The organism is Arenibacter lacus, assembly GCF_008711145.1.
GTDB lineage: Bacteria > Bacteroidota > Bacteroidia > Flavobacteriales > Flavobacteriaceae > Arenibacter > Arenibacter amylolyticus.
Map to the genome: position 1 here is coordinate 1 of NZ_VVIN01000113.1, position 4,658 is coordinate 4,658.

The 4,658-nt window shown below is 42.3% G+C and carries 5 protein-coding genes; 1 reads left to right on the forward strand and 4 read right to left on the reverse strand.

All coding sequences use genetic code 11. From position 1 onward, the window contains the following. The 4 genes from F1E73_RS16390 to F1E73_RS16405 form a co-directional block, all read right to left on the reverse strand. The coding region (locus F1E73_RS16390) for an SDR family oxidoreductase (RefSeq protein ID WP_191089048.1) at positions 1–698 on the reverse strand (698 nt) is incomplete at its 3' end. A gap of 247 nt (positions 699–945) precedes the next feature. Continuing rightward, complete coding sequence (locus tag F1E73_RS16395; protein WP_150452574.1) at positions 946–1,995, reverse strand: acyl-CoA dehydrogenase family protein; 1,050 nt, start codon at positions 1,993–1,995, stop codon at positions 946–948. Continuing rightward, complete coding sequence (gene pnuC / locus F1E73_RS16400) at positions 1,949–2,569, reverse strand: nicotinamide riboside transporter PnuC (RefSeq protein ID WP_150452575.1); 621 nt, start codon at positions 2,567–2,569, stop codon at positions 1,949–1,951. Before pnuC ends, F1E73_RS16395 begins: the two co-directional genes overlap by 47 nt. Before the next feature lie 311 nt (positions 2,570–2,880). Then, positions 2,881–3,633, reverse strand: a complete 753-nt coding sequence (locus F1E73_RS16405) for a DeoR/GlpR family DNA-binding transcription regulator (RefSeq protein ID WP_086475690.1) — start codon at positions 3,631–3,633, stop codon at positions 2,881–2,883. 273 nt (positions 3,634–3,906) lie between these two features. On the opposite strand from F1E73_RS16405, the gene F1E73_RS16410 reads away from it, so the two are divergent. Next, the coding region (locus F1E73_RS16410) for a glycerol-3-phosphate dehydrogenase/oxidase (protein WP_150452577.1) at positions 3,907–4,658 on the forward strand (752 nt) is incomplete at its 3' end.

The following is a 4,658-nucleotide window of genomic DNA, read 5'->3' on the forward strand; positions in this document are numbered from 1 at the left end:
GGTCTTGTGGGTCTTACCTCAATTTTACTAGGTAAGGTTCTGGGGTTCATCCGCAGTAAATCCAATACCAGATCCCCGATATCTTCTGGTTGAATTTTCCATGCATCCTTATCAGAGGGTTCATTATTGTTAAAATGGGTAGCTACGGAACCTGGCATAATGGTAGACACCTTAATGTCGTATTCCCTTAGGTCTAACATTGCAGCTTGAGTAAAACCTACAACGCCAAATTTACTGGCGTTATAGCCAGCTCCTTGGGCAAAAAAGTTGGTCCCTGCCAAACTGGCCAGGGTGATATAGTATCCCTTACTCTTTTTTAATGCATCTACAGACGCTTTTAATGTATGGAAGGCACCCGTTAGGTTAGTATCTATCATCTGGTGCCAATGATCGTCTGACATTTGGTCTATAGGCGCAAAATGTCCTACTCCCGCATTGGCGAGTACCACGTCTACGCCTCCCCATTTATCAACAATCTGTGCCACTGCCTTTTCCTCATCCTTCAATTTAGTGACATCGGACGCCAAGGCAAGTACATTATCCTCTGCTCCTAAACTCTTGGCTGCTTGGGTTACCGTTTCTAAATTTCTACCACTCACGGCAACTTTCATTCCCGCTTGTAACAATTTTTGGGCCACTCCGTACCCAATACCTTTTGATCCGCCCGTTATATAGGCTATTTTACCTTTTAATTCCATTATATTTTACTTTTACCTCAAGATAAAATTATAAGTCCTGAAGTGGAAAAATAAGTAGTTATAGTTTTCTTAAAAACTAGGCGAATCCATCTCCCAACCCCCTAAAACATTATCTATCAACCCTTCAAGAAAAACCTGGTCCTACGAAAGAATTCTATAATTACCAATAAACTACCCAATCTGGATAATCCCATAAAAATAGGGCACCTCTGTTCCCAGGAAACATTGGAAACCAGCGGCTATAAGACTACGACGCTGCTAGCCCATCTTTGGCACACCTATCCTTAGTAAATATATGATGCTGTGTGGCTGTAAAATAATCGCGGAATACTTGATTAATGGGATGACTTTCCCTACTTGCAGCAATCCCAAGAAAGGGATAGGTTCTAAATATAGCTTTGGTAATTAGCTGTACCGACTCTACCGCTTGGGTGTGAATTTCTTGAAGGCTGGTATCTGTGCAAATTATTTGATCTACAATCGCAGTTGTTATCTCTTGGGCTGATTGGAACATTTTTTCATCGGCCTGCTCTATGGCCTCCTCTAATGCACCCCACTCTTTTTGGGGCCGTATTGCTTTGGCTTCCTCCAAAAAGTGGGCTGCCATCCCTATATAATTAGCCAAAAGTGTTAGATCGGCCAATGCGGTAAAAGGGATTTTAAATATGGGATAATCTAGCTGCACTTGATTGTACCAAAAACTATATTTTTGATCTACCAGAACCTCCTTCACTTCAAAGGAATGTGTCACCGAAGCCTTTAGTCCCATGGTATTCCAGTTTTTAATAAGTTTCACCTTATTTCTGGGAAGCAAAAAGGAACGGACCATTGGGGAGCCATCGTCATTCTGCAATTCTTTCCCATGCGCTATAATCTTGGCATTCAGGGTAAAATGGGTGAGGTAGACCGCTCCTGTAGCGTAATGCCAATTCCCCGAAATCTTATAGAAATCACCCTGCTTTTCGGCTGTTCCATACACCCCGCCACTACCTCCAAAACAAACTTGGGATGCCTGGCCGCCAAAGATTTCATTTGCCACTTTTGGCGGAAGATTTCCAATAAAAAAGTTAGCCCCACTACATAGGGTTACCGTCCACCCCAAACTGCCATCGATCTCTGCCAGCAGCCTTAATGTTTTTAATCCCTCTACCAGGGACATCTCCAGGCCACCGTACTGTTTTGGCACCCAAATATTCCATAGATTCTCTCTTTCGATAAAATCTAAGACCTCCTTTGGGAATTGATGGGCATTAAAGCACTGCTTCCTTAGCTGGGTGATATTGATCCTTTCTCTCATTCTTTACAATTGTGCGCCATTTCAAATATCCGGAAGTACCCACCATGAATAAAAAGATGGTTAGCCCCGCATAGATATACAACCCCTTATAAAAAAGCAGGGGTATGGAGATTATATTACTAATATTAAGGTAAATCCAATTTTCGAGCTTTCTTCGTGCCATTAGCCACATCCCGGCCCAAGCGAAGGCTACCACTACAGCGTCCCAGATGGGAACATCGGAATTGGTATGGTACTTAAGCCAATAGGCCATTAGAAGAAAACAAGCTAGGACAATTCCCAGTGCCTTTAGATGTTCTTGTATGGTGGATGCCGAAATAGGAGCCGCTTCTTTCTGCTTTCCAAACTTCCAATACACCCAACCGTAGATGCTCATCACAAAATAATACATGCTCAGCAGGATATCTGCATACAATTTGGAGTGATAAAGCACGTATATCCCTAGCAAAATGGATACCATGCCAAAGAGGTAGTTATTCACATTATTATTCCTGGCCAACAGCACCTGGGTAATTCCAAAGCCGGTGCCCAAGGCCTCCAATAGAGTAAGATTCATTAAAAAGTCTACGTTCATCAATCTCGTTTTAAGCAATGAAAGGGGACGATGAACCAGGAGAAGTTATGGATAAATATCCATAGGTTGAGATCCCTACGCCGGCATTATCCGGATCAGGTACAGCGCATACACGCTCTTGGGTATCATCTCAGCCTACTGTAAACAGCAAGCACCCCATTTCGGCGACAAAGTTAGGACTAATAAGGGGATAAACTAAGAAGGAAGTAGTAATTTTTATAGTTATCTGCCCATCGCGGTCCTTGGCACTTAGAACTAGTTAATCCACTGATTGTTACCGGCCCCACAGCCAAGATACCCACCATAAGGTCTTAGACGATAGTCACCACAATGCCCATGTCTTCCAGTTTATCTACCACGTTGGTAGAAACTCCCTTGTCCGTAATTATCTGATCTATTTGATCTATATTACAAATTTTGGCAAAACTCTTCTTTCCAAATTTTGAAGAATCGGCCAAGACAATCGTCTTTTGTGCAGAAGACAACATCTTCCTGTTCAATTGGGCCTCCTCTAAATTAGTTGTGGTAAGCCCATAGTCCAAATCGATCCCATCTACTCCTAAAAAAAACTTACTACAGGATACGTTTTCCAAGATATGTAATGCGTAGCTACCCACTACCGAAGCAGAGCTATGCCTTACATAGCCTCCGAGTTGCAGCACGTCCACATCCTTAAATTTTATGAGTTCGAGCACTACATGCAAGGAAGAGGTAATAACCATTAACTTCCCAATGGGTTTACAAAACTTGGCCAATGCCTGTACGGTAGTCCCAGACCCAATTAAAATAGAATCGTTTTCCACGATAAGGGAAGCAGCGGCTTGGGCAATCCCTTTTTTTTCCTCTACCGATATTTTTTCCTTCTCGGTAACATGCCGATCATTGATATAAGGATCTTCCAAGGAGGCTCCACCATGGGTGCGGAACAATAACCCCTTTTCCTCTAGGAATTTTAAATCCTTTCTGATGGTTACGGCCGAAACACCTAGAACTTTACATAGGTCCAACACCTCTACATACTTTTCCTTTGCTAATTTCTCCAATATAATTTGGTGTCTTTTCATGACTTAAGGTTATTCGCGGGTATTATTTTAAGCTCTCCTATTAATTGTTTCTTCCATCTTTAAACGAAACCTTACGAAGATATCAAAATATAGCTAAAAATGAATTCGGACGGCAAAAATACAACAAAGCATCAGGAATATGATTCCCCCCCCCTAATTGGTTTATACATAAAAGGAATGAATTTCATCGAAAAAACCTTCGATATTTTTCTTTTAGCGATCAATTTGTTTTGGTTTATCGGAATTTTAATTAATATTGAAAAGTTTTGAAATATATCGAAAGTGAATTTATATAATAGAGAAGCATTATTGCAGCAAATAGACAGCCCGGATAAATGGGATGTCCTCATTATCGGCGGAGGAGCCACGGGTCTTGGCGTTGCCTTGGACAGTGCCGTTCGCGGATACCGAACGCTGTTACTGGAACAGGTAGATTATGCCAAAGGAACTTCCAGTAGGAGTACCAAATTAGTGCATGGCGGGGTTCGTTATTTGGCGCAGGGCGATTTAGGCCTGGTAAAGGAAGCCTTGTACGAAAGGGGGTTGATGCTACAAAATGCCCCCCACTTGGTAAAAAACCAATCGTTTATTATTCCCAATTACAAGTGGTGGGGAGGCATCTTTTACACGCTTGGGCTAAAAGTGTACGACCTGTTGGCGGGAAGGCTCAGCTTAGGGAAATCTATCCCTATTGATAGAAAGGAGACCCTAGACCGAATAGGCACCCTTAAACCAGAAAAACTCAAAGGCGGCGTGCTCTATCACGATGGTCAATTTGACGACTCCAGACTAGCTGTAAATATTGCCCAGACCTGTATAGAAAAAGGTGCTACCGTATTAAACCATTTTCAGGTCACACAACTCACAAAAGATGGGGAAGGTATTGTAAACGGAGTAGTTGCCATGGACAAGGAAACCAACAAAGAGTACGTTCTCCCTGCCAAAGTGGTCATCAACGCCACAGGTGTATTTACGGACCAAATTTTAAAAATGGACAATAAAGATGCGAAAAACATGGTCCGCCC

Bases quoted from the DNA above. Each gene is read 5' to 3' on its own strand.
- F1E73_RS16405 (WP_086475690.1), bottom strand. From the start codon at position 3,633: ATGAAAAGACACCAAATTATATTGGAGAAATTAGCAAAGGAAAAGTAT.
- F1E73_RS16395 (WP_150452574.1), bottom strand. From the start codon at position 1,995: ATGAGAGAAAGGATCAATATCACCCAGCTAAGGAAGCAGTGCTTTAAT.
- pnuC (WP_150452575.1), bottom strand. From the start codon at position 2,569: ATGAACGTAGACTTTTTAATGAATCTTACTCTATTGGAGGCCTTGGGC.